The 14,762-nt window shown below is 38.0% G+C and carries 14 protein-coding genes; 9 read left to right on the top strand and 5 right to left on the bottom strand.

The annotated features are described in order from the left end of the window. Positions 1-179 precede the first annotated feature (179 nt). The 3 genes from NCTC9997_RS06805 (at position 180) to NCTC9997_RS06795 (ending at position 3,482) form a co-directional block, all read left to right on the top strand. Complete coding sequence (locus tag NCTC9997_RS06805) at positions 180-1,583, top strand: SEC-C metal-binding domain-containing protein (protein ID WP_071849681.1); 1,404 nt, start codon at positions 180-182, stop codon at positions 1,581-1,583. Positions 1,584-2,114: 531 nt separating this feature from the next. After that, positions 2,115-2,618 (top strand): hypothetical protein, encoded by a 504-nt coding sequence (locus NCTC9997_RS06800; RefSeq protein WP_156669245.1) that lies wholly within the window; start codon positions 2,115-2,117, stop codon positions 2,616-2,618. A gap of 315 nt (positions 2,619-2,933) precedes the next feature. Beyond that, positions 2,934-3,482: a sugar O-acetyltransferase gene (locus NCTC9997_RS06795; RefSeq protein ID WP_064977645.1), complete on the top strand. Its 549-nt coding sequence runs from the start codon at positions 2,934-2,936 to the stop codon at positions 3,480-3,482. Positions 3,483-3,698: 216 nt separating this feature from the next. On the opposite strand, the gene NCTC9997_RS06790 is transcribed toward NCTC9997_RS06795, so the two are convergent. The 5 genes from NCTC9997_RS06790 to NCTC9997_RS06770 form a co-directional block, all read right to left on the bottom strand. Beyond that, on the bottom strand, positions 3,699-4,190 hold the full coding sequence (locus NCTC9997_RS06790; RefSeq protein ID WP_064977644.1) for a hypothetical protein: 492 nt from the start codon (positions 4,188-4,190) through the stop codon (positions 3,699-3,701). A gap of 3 nt (positions 4,191-4,193) precedes the next feature. Continuing rightward, positions 4,194-5,204, bottom strand: a complete 1,011-nt coding sequence (locus NCTC9997_RS06785) for a hypothetical protein (RefSeq protein WP_064977643.1) — start codon at positions 5,202-5,204, stop codon at positions 4,194-4,196. Between the two features lie 227 nt (positions 5,205-5,431). Next, on the bottom strand, positions 5,432-6,232 hold the full coding sequence (locus tag NCTC9997_RS06780; RefSeq protein WP_156669244.1) for a DUF2971 domain-containing protein: 801 nt from the start codon (positions 6,230-6,232) through the stop codon (positions 5,432-5,434). Between the two features lie 139 nt (positions 6,233-6,371). Further along, a complete protein-coding gene (locus tag NCTC9997_RS06775) occupies positions 6,372-6,974 on the bottom strand; it encodes a putative adenosine monophosphate-protein transferase Fic (RefSeq protein ID WP_064977641.1) in 603 nt (200 codons plus the stop codon). Beyond that, complete coding sequence (locus tag NCTC9997_RS06770) at positions 6,967-7,428, bottom strand: YhfG family protein (protein WP_197665252.1); 462 nt, start codon at positions 7,426-7,428, stop codon at positions 6,967-6,969. The genes NCTC9997_RS06775 and NCTC9997_RS06770 overlap by 8 nt, the downstream gene beginning before the upstream one ends. Positions 7,429-7,822: 394 nt before the next feature. Here NCTC9997_RS06770 and NCTC9997_RS06765 point away from each other — a divergent pair, with 394 nt between their 5' ends. The 6 genes from NCTC9997_RS06765 to NCTC9997_RS06740 all read left to right on the top strand — a co-directional run bounded on the left by NCTC9997_RS06765 (position 7,823) and on the right by NCTC9997_RS06740 (position 14,733). Continuing rightward, positions 7,823-8,719 carry an HNH endonuclease gene (locus NCTC9997_RS06765; protein WP_064977640.1) on the top strand — a complete coding sequence of 299 codons (897 nt, stop codon included), beginning with the start codon at positions 7,823-7,825 and terminating at the stop codon, positions 8,717-8,719. 519 nt (positions 8,720-9,238) lie between these two features. Beyond that, the gene (locus tag NCTC9997_RS06760) at positions 9,239-10,429 is read left to right on the top strand and encodes a HEPN-associated N-terminal domain-containing protein (protein WP_082935498.1); all 1,191 of its coding nucleotides are present in this window, start codon (positions 9,239-9,241) and stop codon (positions 10,427-10,429) included. A gap of 477 nt (positions 10,430-10,906) precedes the next feature. Further along, positions 10,907-11,422, top strand: a complete 516-nt coding sequence (locus NCTC9997_RS06755) for a hypothetical protein (protein ID WP_064977638.1) — start codon at positions 10,907-10,909, stop codon at positions 11,420-11,422. Between the two features lie 397 nt (positions 11,423-11,819). Next, entirely contained in the window at positions 11,820-12,053 is a 234-nt protein-coding gene (locus tag NCTC9997_RS06750) for a hypothetical protein (protein ID WP_156669243.1), read from the top strand. Positions 12,054-12,789: 736 nt separating this feature from the next. Further along, positions 12,790-13,470: a hypothetical protein gene (locus NCTC9997_RS06745; RefSeq protein WP_064977637.1), complete on the top strand. Its 681-nt coding sequence runs from the start codon at positions 12,790-12,792 to the stop codon at positions 13,468-13,470. A 381-nt stretch (positions 13,471-13,851) separates the two neighbouring features. Then, on the top strand, positions 13,852-14,733 hold the full coding sequence (locus NCTC9997_RS06740) for an NAD-dependent epimerase/dehydratase family protein (protein ID WP_064977636.1): 882 nt from the start codon (positions 13,852-13,854) through the stop codon (positions 14,731-14,733). Positions 14,734-14,762 lie beyond the last annotated feature (29 nt).

Genomic DNA, 14,762 nt, shown 5'->3' with positions numbered 1-14,762 from the left:
TATCAGGGACCGATGCAACATAAGAAATATACGCTGCGGACATAGAGCACGCTTTAACTATTAATATCATGCATAACTATAAAACCATGTGTTACATTAATACCTAGCAGAAACGAGTGCCACTATGTGAGTGAGAGTTTCAGCATAAAAAACTTCTGACTCAACGGAGAACTATTTGAATGAGGCATGTTAGATATAAACCGTCATTAAACTCTCAATGTCTATGTGGTTCAGGATTGAAATTTAAACGTTGTTGTCTAGGAGATAACGATGTTGCTTGTGGAACTATGATCGACAAAGCTAGAGACTTAATGGCAAGTTGTGATTATCAAACGGCACTCAAATACGTAAGGCTCGGAATAACCAACTATACAATATTACATAACACCAACACTGCCCCATATATTAGCAGCAATAACAAAGGTATAATGTGGCTTTTAACCGTTGATATTAAAGCCCTCTCCGAACTTACGGAATCCTTACTTGATTGTTATCGAGGTTTACATGACTACCAATCATTCAAACATGATTTGGAAAGATTAAGGCGTAACATTTCTGATGTTCGGTGGCAAAGAAAAATAACATATTTTCAAATCATAGCATCACTAGGTGATGACTGGTCTGAAAATAAAGGAAAAATGGAATTAAAAAAGCTAATGCCTTTAGATGAAGAATGTGACACTGACATTCTTCAGCTATATCTCCATTTTTGCTCTGATGACCTTTCATTTAAGAAAAACATAGACATTTTAGATCGACTCATTTCTTTAATAGAAAAACCATCAGAAAAACTTCAATATACGGTCGTGAAAGCTATAAAATATCTTTGCATCGGAGATGAAGTTGAATCTGAGAGGTTAATTGAAAAAGCAATAACTGATTATGAATTAACAGACTGGTGTAGTGATAACTCATATGGACACATGCAGCATGCAATGGCGATAAGTTTATTAGCCGATTTAAAACACTCTACCACGTTAAAGACTCTGTCAATTGAAGAGCTTCAATCTCTTCTGGAAAATTACTCATGGACAGATTCTGGCGTGGCTGATATCAATTTCGAAATTGGGAAGTCTCTATTTCACATTAAAAGGTTTGACGAAGCCATTGAGAAATATAGGAAATCGTTAGAGATAAAGCCATCAGAAATAGTAAAAGTTTTTCTATCTCAATCGCAGATCGAACTAAATGATACAAATGCAATCGGTACAATCAAAAACGTAGAAAGTAATCTCTCTAACTTATCTGAATCAGAAAGATTAGATTTCATATTCACATATGCGGCTGTTGGTGTAGCGTTTAGACAAAAAGAAATGATTGATAAGGCTTTGGATTATTTGAATGCAACACCTTCGCTGGCTCCTATTTTTGAAAAACAAAAGTCAGCATTAATCACGAAAATATCTCTTCTATATAAAAATGGAAAACAAGAAAGAAGAGTGGATTTATTAGGCATGTTAAAGAAAATGCTCAAATTCACAACCAGATATTTAATCTTACAGCCAAACATTGCTGGATTAGGAATTAATCTTAACAAAATAGCAGACGATATAATTTCCGAATCTAGCAAAAAAACAGGCTAAATCGCATGTCCAGTCAGTTATTGCACCACTGAAGGTTTCATATTTCAATTCGCCGTAGTCCTCTACTACGGCAATATCACTATTTTCTCATTCGCCTACAATATAGTTAAATTCCTTTCCTGATAACATTTAGCTAAGGGGCATAGCGGAGCACGCCTGCGTGCGCAGCGGTTTGAAATGGGCATAAAATTCACGCAGTGAATGCCCATTTCAAAATGTCCCTGTTTAGTTATTTGTTAGCTGCAGCCACAAGATAACTAGCACTATATAGTTTCCGGCTACTACCCTCATAAGAAATGAAGATATGCCATTGAAGAGTTGAATTTATCTAGCAGATAGCTCCTCTTAGGTGTGAGTGTAGTTGCATAGAATAAAATGCCTATAGCCTGTCTATTCCAAAGTATTCACGCGACACAAATACATAAACTATTCCTGCGGTTTTATGGCCTTGTTGACGTATATCATACGCTAGTGCTGGGACAAAGTAACAATACTGACAAAAAGTTAATCCTGGTATAGTCTAGAGATTACATGAGCAATCAGAGTATAAATTCTATGGATTATTTATATAGAGGTTTCAACTCGAATATATCACTTGAACAAGCCATATCTCCAAAAAATGCACATGGTGCATTCGAAACTGGGGCACAGTGTGGAGACTCTCGCGTTCAATGTGGTGATAATGATTTTATGTCAGGTTTATCAGTTGCAAACACTATTCATTCTCATGAATATGGAGGTAACGGAGAACCTACAGGAGGGTTATCAACGACTCCAGATTTCAATGTTGCGCGAAGATATGCACTTGCTAATGGTCAGTATCAGTCAGGAAAAGTCATTCAATTATCAGTAAAAATACTACTGGATCACAGTACACAAATCATAAAAGTAAATGATTGCATCAGCAATCCAGCGTGTCCAGCCGATGATGAACACTGGGTTTGGTATTATGGGTTATCGTTACCTAAGGATTCTATTATTAAGATAATTACGGTAACAAAAGATCAACTTCACTATGATTTAAACTGTGACTAAAACTTTAAAATAGCCAAGACCGACTTTCAGCTAACTTCTAGCTAAGGGGCATAACGAAGCACGCTTGCGTGCGCAGTGGTTTGAAATGGGCGTAAAATTCACGCAGTGAATGCCCATTTCAAAATGTCCCTGTTTGGCTGTTTGTTATCTGGAACCGATGCTGCTAAAAGCGCAATGTTTCCGCCCCAACACCCTACCTTACTCTTCTTTTCAAACAGACTGCATGATGCCGCTCCAGTCACAGTATAATTTCAGCCGTTTGGTACTATCACAAGCCGAGTTGAGTTGCTGAACTGTTGTTGAGATGGAGACACTATGACTGAATTCGAAAAGATGTGCTTAGGCTTGGAGTATGATGCCTTTAGCCCTGAATTTGGGATCCTGAGAAAACAAGCATTTACCCTGCTCCAAAAGATCAACTCACATCAATTTGAGGACGGAAAACCCTTTGTTGCTCAACTACTCAAACATGTAGGTAAAGACTCTGTCATTTGCCCGCCCTTCCTATGTGAATACGGTAAAACCATTTCTATTGGTGATAATACATTCATCAATATGGGCGCTACAATGCTCGACAATGCCCCGATCACTATCGGAAACAACGTACTGATTGGCCCCAACGCTCAGTTCTACACACCTACACATTCACTTAATTACAAACAGCGTAGAAACTGGGAATGCAGCAGCCTACCAATCGTGGTTGAAGATGACGTATGGATCGGAGGAAATGTGGTGATTTGTCAGGGCGTAACTATTGGCGCACGCTCAGTGATAGCCGCTGGCTCTGTTGTCACAAAAGATGTTCCGCCAGATACGTTAGTTGGCGGCACGCCAGCAAAAACAATTAAAGAATTAGACCAATAAAAACATTCGCCGTAGTATTCACTACGGCACTATTACAAGTAATTACGTTCGCAGTAATTATGAATTCAATACACTTCCAGATAACATTTAGTTAAGGGGCATAGCGTAGCACGCTTGCGTGCGCAGTGGTTTGAAATGGGCATATAATTCGCGTAGCGAATGCCCATTTCAAAATGTCCCTGCTTCAACTTTTTGTTATGTATTCCTTGGCCGGTATTATTTCTTTTTCATTCTATCGAGGATTTCCGCACTTCTCTTCTTAGCATTCTTGCGTTCGAATAAAATATTTTCGTAGTTCTCTAGTTCTTTAATGTTATAAATTGCATTTGCAAATATGCCTATGCAAGTAAATAAAAATATAACAGCTACTACAAAGAGAATCCTAATTCTATCGGCATTAAGAAGTAGATAAGTAGAGATATTTATAATTACACCAACAATAAGCATATAGCTAATATTGAACAGTATTTTCCTTACATTTAACTCTATCTTATATGCAACCTCTCTAAACTCTGACTTAGAAAGCTCATCGTTATCACGTACTTTCTTTAAATTATCATATAACTTCCATAGAGGAGCGCATAAAAGAACACCTACCGGAGATATAATCTTCAGTACAGTACTTATGTCGGAGAACCCACTACTTAAAATATATTTGGCAGTGGAGTAACCAACTAATGCTAGCACTAGCCAAGATAGAAGTTTCATTAATTAGCCTATTGAGCCTTCTTTCACCCTCTCTTCAAGCCAAGTAAACATCTGGTTATATAGATCTTTCGCATCAGGAACTCCATTATAAGAATCACAGTTTACGTGCCCTGTTAACTTCAGCTCGTTACCATGAATCACAGTCCCTGAGCTGGTAATCACCTTTGTATCTTCAGGTTCTGCATGTCTCATAGCTCTTGCAATATGATCTAACGCTTTATGGCCTGAATCAGTAGTTTTCCGCTTGTACCTTAATTGTAACACAATTTCAAGGTTTGAGTCGTTTAGATCTGTGGGCAAATCCAAGCTATTAACAAAACCCTCACCGAGTAATGATTTAATAAAATCTTTTGCACGGCCTGTCAGTCTATGATCAGATGTTGTTGTTTGAATTGAATTAACGCCAGCAGCTCCTTGTGAGTTAATAGGTTTCGTTTCAACTGGAGTTCCAATTTCGACTGACTTTACCGGCAAATTATTTAATTTTTTTCTTGCCTCAACTGTTGGTTCATCGCTAAGAGAAAATGCTACACTATCAGAAATTATATTTGCACTTGTAAGTAACCATCCTAAGTGACTTTCTAGGTCTCGGCTTTTTAACGCGTGTGATTGAACAAGAACTACATGATTGTCTAACACACCAAAATATAAAGCCGATTGTAGTACCTCTCTCCGTTTCTTATCACTTTCATCCTCTGTCCCTACAGCAGGATTCTGTGACTCAATGATAAACTCTTCTGCATCATCATCTTCAACAACAAAGGTAACATCTTTACCTACCTCATACAGTAGTACTGTACCAAATAGCATATTTTCTATTTCATCAGTGCTTCCTATAACGCGCCTTACTCCACTATCTTCGCCAGCACTACCTAGACTTTCGCGTCTTTGCGAGGGTTTAGAGAAAACTTTTAAAGATTCGGCGATCAACTGACTCAAACTTTTCTTTTGAGTTAAGCCCGCAATCTCCGCCTTCTTATATACAACTGATTTTCTTACTCTTTTCTTGTTCAAGACGCGGTTCCTTACCAAATTTCACATTAAAGGTGACATCTTGCTATTATATGTCAGTCAGTAATATAAAAAAATGATAATCCTCAAGATGTTAAGATTACATAACATTTAGTTACCGGGGCATAGCGTAGCATGCTTGCATGCGCAGCGGTTTGAAATGAGCATAAGATTCGCGCAGCGAATGCTCATTTCAAAATGTCCCTGTTCAACTTTTTGTTATAAGAATTTTAGAATGACCTAAGTGGAATTGACGACTTTTCGATACTAAATTCGTATCCGAAGGATGTTTTGAAATCATGTAATGATTTAAACGCCAATTCTTGATGTTGCATTGGCCCAATAACTACCCTCTTAATAGAGCTTTTATCGAGCTTACATGGCATATATGGAATAAGCAAACTTGACTTTTCGAAAAAGTCAAGTGTACCACATGGTTTGTGACCTCTTCTTCGACAATAAAAGAGCCTAACCTCATCCTCAGTATGAAATTTTTCATCTTTAAACAACGCTATTTCTTGTATGACAGATGAAAATATCTTATACATTTCCAAATCACGTTCAACACGATGCTCTATTGGATCGATATCATTTTCTATACATTTTGCTCTAGACACAAACTCGTATACTTTATCTGTATAACTAACATCAGCAAGATTAAATGGTGACTTATCAATTTCTTCATCAATCTTTTTACGGTCAAAACCTATTGAATAGCCTCCAACTTGTGGACAATAGGACAGCCATTGAGCAAGTTTATCGCCATCCTTACAAAAGGATATTGTATAAAAAACTGATTCATCAACCTCTTTAAGAAGATATAAAGCAAACTCTTTGGCATTAGGTATATAGCTCCGAATATGATCACTACTCAAGTGATGTTCAATTTGTTGCCTAGCCCTATCAACCCCTCTTGAAATTTCCATAACATCATTTAAATACCGAGAGTCAGTTGCTCTAAGCATCACATTTTCCTGACCACAAATTCCACGCAAACCAGCAGCACTTGTATAGTGATAAATTAAATCCACACAGCCTCCAAATCCATATTTTCTTATAACATTTAGTTACCGGGCATAGCGTAGCACGCTTGCGTGTGCAGCGGTTTGAAATGGGCATAGAATTCGCGTAGCGAATGCCCATTTCAAAATGTCCCTGCTTAACTCTTTGTTAACTGAGCTTTTCAACTGACTGCACACAACGGTGCAATAAATTTTCCATTGGCTTATAGTTACAGTGATAGCCATGTATATTTGCATGCACCCACTCTTCCGCAGTCACGCCACTAAAGTTCAGGTTATAGCCACAGTTGATTGCCAAATGTTCAAAAAATACTCGTTGTGTTCGACCATTCCCCTCTCTAAACGGATGGAGAACATTAATATCACAATAGTATTCAGCCATTTTCTTGATGAAAGTATCTAAAGGTAAACCCTCAAGAAAATTATCATTTTTCAGCTGTGTGAAAATACGAGCAGATTCTTTATTTATATAACTTACATTACAAAATCGAGTATTACCCTTTGATATATCGATTGTTCTGATGCAACCAGCCCATGAAAATAGATCAGAAAACAATTTCCGGTGAAGCTCGCAAAGATAACTCAAGTCATAAGGTGGCAAAGCAAATTCAATATCCATTGCAGCTACCGTTGACAACTCACGCTCAGCCTCATCCAGTATAGACTCATCACGGATGTTGAAGTTATTGATTAAAACATTGCTATTTTCATAGGTGTAAGGATCTTGCCCTGCGCCATACTTGTCACCCATGAAGCAGCCCCACATTCCCCAGCATTTTATATTTTTCAATCAGTTGAAGTCGAATTGCTGAACGATCTGCGGCTGAACTTACTAACGCTGAAGGTTCAACCTCAAACCCCTCAAGTCTCATGCTCTCCTTAAAGTTTTGCATTTTGACTGATTCAAAATAGGCATGTTTAGCTGCATAAGAAGATCTAGGCCGTTCTGAAGGTAGTAACTGGATATCCGTTAAGCGCGAGCGTACCTGCTCACCAGACTCAAATACACCCCAGCTCTCAATGGAGAAGGTAAATGTACGTCCGGTAGGTATCCGTTTGATTTTCATACCAAGATTATCAATAAGGCCATTCACGACAGTTTGAACCTTACGTTCAGAAATGCCGGTGGCCTCGACAATAGCCTTAGTGTTCGGGTTATGTAGCCTTGTCATTGCGGCTAAGACTAGCATTTCGTACTTCATCATTTCCTCGCACATTTATGCGGACATAGATGAAGGATACACATAAATAAGAGATAATTCTACGTGAACACTATGGGCATTAAGCCAGTTAACATTTAGCTAAGGGGCATAGCGTAGCACGCCTGCGTGCGAAGCGGTTTGAAATGGGCGTAAAATTCACGTAGTGAATGCCCATTTCAAAATGTCCCTGCTTGAGCTTCTTGTTATCACGGAACCCAATGTTTGGAATGCCATGCATGTTAGCCCCCACCAACATATGAGCTAACTCTACTTCTAGAGTAAAACCGCACATGCAACACCGAACACCTAGTTACATTAGATGACGCAAACTGTATGTCACGTTACTATGCGGAAAGTTTCTACTTAATAACGCTGCTATGCAATTTGGAGAGTGATAATGTCTGGTGATTACTTAACTGAGCTAAGAAAAGACAAAGTTGTTAGATTAGAGAATAAAACATGCCCATATTGTGGGGTTGAATTAGACAAGAGCAATAAAACGAGAGAGCATGTTATTGGTCGTAACTTTGTACCTGAACGTTCTCTTGATAATCAATGGAATTTGATTGTACAAGCTTGTAGAGGTTGTAATACTGAAAAGTCAGATTTGGAAAATGATATATCGGCAATAACCTTAAATCATGCAATTATGTACCATAAAGAATTGCCGGAGACTGTAATATCTCATGCGATGAGAAAAAGAGAAAAATGCTATAGTCGTCAGACTAAAAAATTAATCAAAGATAGCGATATAAAAAGTAGTTTTGATACCAAACTAGCAAACAATGTATATTTAAATATCGGATATCAGGCAAGTGCTCAACTTGATGATGAGCGATGCTATCGTCTCGCTCAATATCACATGTTGGCTTTTTTCTACTTCTTAACGTTCAATGAGGAACAGCAGATAGGGTTTATGTGGCCAGAAGGATTTTATCCAATTGCTCAAGCAATTTACTCAGATTGGGGAAACGATGAGCTATTAGGCTTCTCTCGTGTGGTTACAGATTGGCCTATAAGATTGCATGGAGTAACAGCGAATGATTTTTTTAAAGTGTCTATAAAAAAACATCCAACAACAAGTTGCTGGTCATGGGCATTAGAGTGGAATAAATCATTAAGGATTGTTGGATTTTTTGGCGATAAATCAGTAGCCGAGATGGTAGCGAATGATATACCTCAGTTAGAATGGGACATTCAATCTCAACAATCTGGTGTGACACAATTTTGTAGAATGGAGAGAATGATTTCTGTTGAAGAAGATATTTTATTCAAAATGCAGAATGATGCATAACAACGCTTTAAGGCAGATTCGCAACGCTCGGCAGTTTTGGTTTGTATTGGATTTTATGTTTACGGCGTAATAATTGAGTGTCACGGTAGCGTTGCTCTCCACTTGAGCGGGCGTTAAAAATATAATATTTACCATTCGCCGTAGAACCCTACTACGGCAGTATTACGATTCGCTCATGCGCCGAAATTATTAATTAAATGCCTTCCTGATAACATTTAATTAAGGGGCATAACGAAGCACGCTTGCGTGCGAAGTGGTTTGAAATGAGCGTAAAATTCGCGCAGCGAATGCTCATTTCAAAATGTCCCTGCTTGAATTTCTTGTTATCACGGAACCCATTGTTCGAAAATCAATGTTTGTTTGCACGCCAAAAACATGATCTAACTCTACTTCCACAGTAAAAAAACCACACTGCTCAGCACAACATATTACATTAGGTGACGGCGAGTGTGTATAGCATTATTATGCTAATAGCTTCTATTTATAATGCTACTTATCTATATTTTGGCGTGGTGAATTATGGGAAGAATAAAAGAATTTATAATTGAGGAAGCACGAAGAGGTTTCATCTCCATTGGCAAAAAACATCTTTGTTCAATATGTGTAGGAGAAAAAGATTTAGCGTCGTATGTTCTTGAAAAAGGGCATAGAGGAGAATGTTCTTACTGTGGATCAAAATTAAGGAATGTTATTAAATTTGATGTAATGATGGAACATCTTCTTACCTGTATAAAGCAAGAGTACGGAGATCCAAATGACATCGGTGTTGCTTGGGATGGTGGTTGGTGCGGAGATGTTTTAGACTCATACGATTTGCTAGATAGAATTGGTATCCCGTTTGAAAATATGGATCTACAAGATGATATCCGCTCTTCATTACAAGATAAGCAGTGGTCTAAGTTAGACTTCTATCAGTTATCTCCCTCGCAAGCATATAGCTATGGTTGGAAGAAATTTGTCAATTTAGTCAAACATAAGTCACGTTACTCATTCTATATGACAATAGAAGAAAATGATTATAGAGGCTATGAAGAGATCCCAGCTCAGTATTTTATGGACTCTCTAAGTGAAATCGTTGAGTCACTTAACTTATATAAAACACTACCAGCCAATAGCACTATACTACGTGTGCGAATTCACGACCGTATAGTTAAGCTGAGTACCGCGAAGCAATTAGGTGCTCCTCCATTAGAATATTCAACTTTCGCTAACCGTATGAGCCCATCAGGCATTTCTATGTTTTATGGTGCATTTGAACGTCGCACAGCTATAGCTGAGACATACGAAGTCACTAGTGAAGATAAAGTGGCTACGATAGGAACTTTCGAAGTCACTAGGGACTTACGACTTATTGATTTCAGTGAAATACCTGATCGTAAAGGTTTCTTTAGTGGCTGCAATCGAAGCTATCGACATAAGCTAGACTTTATTCATGAGTTTCTAGAAGACTTTACTGCTCCAGTATCTAAGGATGGTCTTGAGCATATAGAATATGTTCCTACTCAGATTGTCAGTGAACACTTCAGGTTTGTTCACTCTACTCTAGATAATAGAAAGGTAGACGGAATTATTTACCCAAGTTCTAAAAATATTGGAAAAAAAGCCATCGTCATTTTTTGTGGTAACAATGAATGCATTGAGCAATATGAAGAAAAAGGCTTACTTAAGCTCATCAATACAAAAAGAGTTAACCCAAAGGCATATATATAGGTATAACAAAAAACGTGGTGTGAATCGTAAATCACAGATGCTGTCTCACACCACAAAATGCCCGCACCAACAATAACAGCTTGACACCGCAAAAGTTGTTAAATGCCTTTCCTGATAACATTTAGCTAAGGGGCATAGCGTAGCACGCTTGCGTGCGCAGCGGTTTGAAATGGGCATAAAATTCACGTAGTGAATGCCCATTTCAAAATGTCCTTTTTGAGCTCTTTGTTATCACGGCCTAAATTGCCACGTCAAGAATAGAATTGTGACGTAAATCTATCACTAGCTAATAGTTCATTTTCATTACTGTACAAAATATGCACCTACTTTGCACAACACAAAAAAGTTCTTATCAAGGCCGCCATTCGAAATATAATGATAAATCGCAAAATAAATCACCTCTAGCATTCTCGCACTAGTAGCACTAGTAGCACTAGTAGCACTATAAGTAATACAGCTTTGGCGCATGGGATATTTATGAACAGAACGCACTCTTTCTTAGCTATAGGTTTTATACTTATCGCATTGATTTATAAGGCATCATCAGAAGAAAACATAATTAACAAATTAGAAGCATCAAGGTTAATACCCTCTTTAGAGCGAGGTAACTCTTTAATTGGCACAGATAGCAACCATAATAATATCCGAGATGATATCGAACAATATATAAAAGAAAAATACCCATATGGAGAACAAAGTAAAGCAGCCGAACAATTAGCCAAATCACTAAACTCCATTTTTTTCGCCCAGGATAATGATATAAATAAAGCAAGAAAAATTGTTGAAAGCAACTCTGCCGCAATCAATTGCATCTACATGGTTTTTATTAACAAACAAAATAACTCACTAGAGAGTATTGAACCAGCCCAAGTTGTATCAGAAATAGAATCAATCACATTTAACACTAAGGAAAGACTGCTAAAATATATCCGATTTAATAAAATGTTAGATGGAACTTCATGGTCATCTCCTGACGGTAACACTTGTCATTAACCACATTATAAATATGGATATAACATTCGCACGAAAGATTGCTATGCCACAGCCTGATAACATTTAGCTAAGGGGCATAGCGTAGCACGCCTGCGTGCGCAGCGGTTTGAAATGGGCGTAAAATTCACGTAGTGAATGCCCATTTCAAAATGTCCCTGCTTGAGCTCTTTGTTATCACGGCATAATTATCCACTTGAAAAATAGATTTGCGAAGTACACCAATTACTAACTAATAGTTCATTTTCATTGCCATACAAAATTTGCATATACTTCGCACAACACAAAAGAAATATTATCAAGATCGCCATTCGAAATATAAAACTAAATCGCAAAAAAACTCTAGCATTCTGGCACTACTAACGCTATAGGCAATACAGCTTTAGCGCATGGGATAATTATGAAAGGAACACACTCTTTCTTGGCTATAGGATTTATACTTATTGCATTGAGCTATAGGACATTATCAGGAAATGATATAATTAACAAGTTAGAAGCTTCGGGATTGACACCCTCTTTAGAGCGAGGTGACTCTTTAATTGGGTCAGATAGAAACCATAATAGCATTCGAGATGATATTGACCAATATATAAAAGAAAGATACCCCCATAGAGAACAAAGCAAAGCAGCCTAACAATTAGCAAAATCATTAAACTCCATTTTTTTAGTCGAGAATGATGATATAAACAAAGCAAGAAGAATTGTAAAAAGAAACTCTGACGCAATCAATTGCATTTACACGGTTTTTATCAATAAACCAAATAACTCACTAGAAAGTATTGAACCAACCCAAGTTGTATCAGAAATAGAATCAATCACATTTAACACTAAGAATAGACTGCTAAAATACATTCAATTTAATAAACTTTTAGATGGAACTTCATGGTCATCTTCAGACGGTAATACTTGCTATTAACCCTATGATGGATATGTATATAACATTCTCACAAAAGATTGCTATGCCACAGCCTGATAACATTTAGCTAAGGGGCATAGCGAAGCACGCCTGCGTGCACAGCGGTTTGAAATGGGCATAAAATTCGCGCAGCGAATGCCCATTTCAAAATGTCCCTGCTTGAGCTTTTTGTTATCACGGAACCCGATGCTTGGAAAGCATGATTAGCTCAATACAAAAAACACACAAGCTAACCATACCCCTCCATAAACTTCACAAGAAGAACAAAACCACATGATTCATTAACGGGTACAGAAGATACGTAGCGGTACTACACGGTACACTTCCGCTTAATAACATGGGGATATTTCTGAGTTCCCCCTCCCTAGCGAATCTTTTTAGCCCTTTGCGCTAGATTTGATGAATTATCAGAGAGATAGTGGTAGTTTGTAAGTGTGAAATTTGAGGTGCCACTATGAAAATTATCAAGAAAGACTTTGTAAATGAGAATACAGAATCCTACTGTGCAAAAGGCCATAAACTATCATCAGGTACAGCATACTATATGCTTGCAGACGATGGGACAGTGTATTATGGAGGGAAGCAGTGTGCTCTCACACATGGTGTCAATGATTTAAAAGATGTGCCAGATTTAACAAAGTCTTTAGTTTCGCTGGGAACACATAACACCTCAGGTGGGGGAAGCGGTGGCGGTGGAACTGCAACTGAAGAGCAAAAGAAATCTTTAGCTATAGCCTATTTACTATTGCGCGAAGAGCTTTTGAACGATTTCACTTTAAATGGTACCTCTTTGTCATATGCCACTTTAAATAAGTACTATAATTCGTACCGTGAAACAGGAGATTTAATTGATGAACAAGTAAATCATATATTGAACATTGAAAGGTATTCAACAAATAGCATAAACCCTAGACTTTCTCTTAAAAATTTATCTACCTGCCATGCTTATAAGTTTATTTTAGACAGAACAGAAGCCCATCTTGAAAAAAAAGCGGGAATTGATTTTGTCAATTCACTACGGCGTATCCTAAAGTCAAATTGCTACCTAAGTAAAGGTCGAGTAGACGGCTTAAGCAAATGGATTCAGTTCTTACCTCATGATTTGCGAAAGGCTAAACTTAAAAATTTTGATTAAACTAAACATAATTTTTAACTCACCTCATGCAGCGTTAAAAATATAGCATTGACAATTCGCCGTAGTACCCTACTACGGCAATATTACAACTTGTACATTCACCTGAAATGATAATTAAACACTTTTCCTGATAACATTTAGTTACCGGGGCATAGCGTAGCATGCTTGCATGCGCAGCGGTTTGAAATGGGCGTAAAATTCGCGCAGCGAATGCCCATTTCAAAATGTCCCTGCTTAACTTTTTGTTAATAGGCTCTGCTCCTGCTCCCCCCACCAAGACAGCCTACTTGATGCTGTTCATGCCTCAGATCTGATTATTCGGATGCTAAAAGTGATAAACTTCCCGCTAATAGGCTTACAAGTAAAAGAGATACTGCGTATATGAAAGTGCTAGTAACAGGATCTGCAGGCAGAATAGGTCGCGCAATATACATCAAATTGATGAAACAGCATTCAGTTGTTGGAATCGACAAAACGCCTTGTTCAACCGTCGATTTTGTAGGCGATATTCGAGACCTCGACCTACTAGCACAAGCATTGAAAGATGTTGATGTCATTGTACACACCGCGGCACTTCATGCCCCCCATGTTGGTTTAGTTGATGATGACGAATTTAAAAGCATCAATGTAAGCGCTACCGAAAATCTCGCACTTTTAGGCATCAAATCTGGCATTCAGCACTTAGTTTTCACGAGTACTACAGCACTATACGGATATGCTTCTACTCCAGACGGCATTGCCGGATGGATAAATGAATCCGTTGTACCGCAACCAAAAACAATCTATCACCGCACAAAAATTGAGGCTGAACACAAACTCCAAACTATCTCTCAAACTTATCGATTACCTGTTACTGTTTTGCAGATGTCACGGTGCTTTCCCGAGCCTGCCGACGCAATGGCTATTTATCGATTAACAAGGGGAATTGATGCACGTGATGTAGCAAATGCTCACCTCTGTGCCATTGATAAGCGCCTTAATGGATTTAACAGATTCATAATTTCAGGAAAAACACCGTTCACACCAGAAGATTGTAAACAGCTATACAACAATGCTAGAGCTATTATTGAAGATAAATGCCCTAAGCTTGCGAGAGCATTTGAGCAACGCAAATGGAATCTACCAAATAGGCTAGATCGCGTTTATGACTCAGCAAGTGCTCAGAGCTCGTTAGGCTGGATACCAAATCATGATTTTGAAGATGTTCTTGAAATGCTAGACAGTGAGTTTGCAGAAGTAATTCCACGACTTGCATTCACATGATTTATGTTATTTGAGCTGTGATAAATACT

The organism is Plesiomonas shigelloides (genome assembly GCF_900087055.1).
In the GTDB taxonomy this organism is placed as follows: Bacteria; Pseudomonadota; Gammaproteobacteria; order Enterobacterales; family CAMTGL01; genus Plesiomonas; species Plesiomonas shigelloides.
The sequence above is the reverse complement of the archived record's forward strand: the minus strand, read 5'-3'. Positions and strand labels throughout refer to the sequence as shown.